This is a genomic window from Thermocladium sp. ECH_B (assembly GCA_001516585.1).
Classification (GTDB): domain Archaea; phylum Thermoproteota; class Thermoprotei; order Thermoproteales; family Thermocladiaceae; genus Thermocladium.
Map to the genome: position 1 here is coordinate 1 of LOBW01000127.1, position 2,017 is coordinate 2,017.

A 2,017-nucleotide genomic window follows, 5' to 3' on the forward strand; every position below is an offset into this window, starting at 1 on the left:
GCGCCTTCACCTGCCTTGTTAATTCATTAATCATCCTGTTGAACTCTTTCATGTACCTCTCCAGTGAACCCTTGGGTTCATATAACACAAAGGGCTTCAGCGTTGATGTTAGGTACTGCACGATTGGGCTTGTTGGCAGTACAAACACCTCACCATTGTGTGCAAAAGCCCTAGCCTTAGCCTCCACAGCGTCCAAGCCAGGCAACAATTTGTTTAGGACAACATTAACAATAGGGTTCAACTTAAGTTTATCCATCATTGGCCTAACTATGCTGTTATCCAACTCAGCCAGTACTATGTCTGCGTAGTTCGCGTAGTCCATGACCAAGTTAATGATGTTCGAGTTGATGAGTGCGGGCATCACAACCACATCATCAATTGACGCAGGCAAGTCAATAACCACAACCTGGGCATTAGTCAACCTAGAGGCTGTTATCACGAGATTCCTCAACGCATTGAAGGCTTGGTTCACACTCATCGAAGAACCCCACAAATCCCAAGACTTCAATGAGCCCGGCGGTATCACGAACACGCTAGGCACCACATTGCTCCTAACGAGGACTTGGTTCACGTCCTTGACCAAACCAAGCATGAAGTCCAGTGCGCCAGGCCTATCTGGATTAATCCCCAAAAGCCTGGAGCTTGTTTGTGTTGAGTCTATGCCGAAGTCTATGAGGACGGTGTTGGTCTTCAATGCCATTGATAGGGCAATGGCTTGGTTACTGGCTATCGTGGACTTACCAGTCCCACCCTTCCTACCACTGAAGTATGTAATTGTGGCCAGCCTAGGAACCAGCATCACCAATCACTGGCTTTGTTTAAAAAGCCCCTCAACCTCACCATCGAGGCTCAAAACCTCACTGGGTAGTTCGAGCTTGGGCAGGTTCAAGGTCTCAACCGCCTCCACCGAGGGTTTCATAGCCAGGATAGCCTCTGGATCCTTGTAGAATGCGTACAGCAAAGACGCTAATTGCTCAGGCGTTGGGTTCAGCTCCAACGCCTTGGTTAGGAACTCGACTCGGTAATGCAATTGCTTATCGATAACGTCCTTGCCGTAATCCCTAGTTAGCACCTCCATGTGCCTATCCGCATTCCTTATGGACCTAACAAACCTCCTATGAACAACCCTAACAATACCACTCTCGTCCTTAACATTCTCCTTAGTCAAAGCCACCTCGACAACGACTGCCTCGTTCAAAAACCTCTCGGCATCAATAAAGCCCTTAACCTTAAGCCTAGTAACCGCATCCTCGTAGTCATACGCGTGGAATGTGGTTATTGTGCCATGACCAAGGGTCATGGCCTCAAGCAATGCCCTGAATTCACTGTCCTCCCTAGCCTCATTAACCAAAATAATGTCGGCGCCTGACCTCAACGCATGGCTTATGAGCTTGACCTTATCAATCGATTCGATGCCCCTAGCAAACGCCCTCCTCTCCAGCATCGGCAAAACAACCCGATGGAATGGCAAGTACAGCTCGACTACGTCCATGACCAGGGCAATCACCTTATCAACAAGCAAGAACGCAATCGCGTTTTGTAATGTTGTTTTGCCAGCACCCATTGGGCCTACGAACAAGATGGGGACCTTGTAATCAGCCAGCAGCCACAATAGTGCTGCTTGGTCTATGCTAATCATGTTGTTCCTAATTAATTCAGTGATTAACCTGGGTCTCCTCGGGAGTACCCTAATTGAGGCCCACTGCATAGGTCTACCAATTGGGTCTGAGGTTACGGCAATCCTAATCCTAAACTCCGGATCCACCAAGTCAGGCATTGGGTTGTGAGTGGTTATTGGTGTTTTCATTCTAATGGCGAAGCGCCTAAAGAGGTAGCTTATGGCGTCGAAGTCATTGGGCGTTACCTTCTTGACCACCCTCCTCAAGCCCCTCCTAACGATTAACTCATACGGCTCCCAACCGATGACTACGCGCATAAGCCCAAGCTCCTCGTGATTCACATGGACGACAAAGCCATCATCAAGTCTCCTAATGTATATGTCCGTGATTTCTGGCAT

The 2,017-nt window shown here is 48.5% G+C and carries 2 protein-coding genes; both read right to left on the bottom strand.

What is annotated here, in order from left to right:
- Nucleotides 1–799, bottom strand: a 799-nt coding sequence (locus AT710_09645) for an ATPase (protein ID KUO90013.1), incomplete at its 3' end; no start/stop codon positions are given.
- A 6-nt stretch (nucleotides 800–805) separates the two neighbouring features.
- Complete coding sequence (locus AT710_09650) at nucleotides 806–2,017, bottom strand: hypothetical protein (protein KUO90014.1); 1,212 nt, start codon at nucleotides 2,015–2,017, stop codon at nucleotides 806–808.

What these genes read in the sequence shown, in the direction of transcription:
- AT710_09650 (KUO90014.1), bottom strand. Translation starts at nt 2,017, where the DNA reads ATGCCAGAAATCACGGACATATACATTAGGAGACTTGATGATGGCTTT.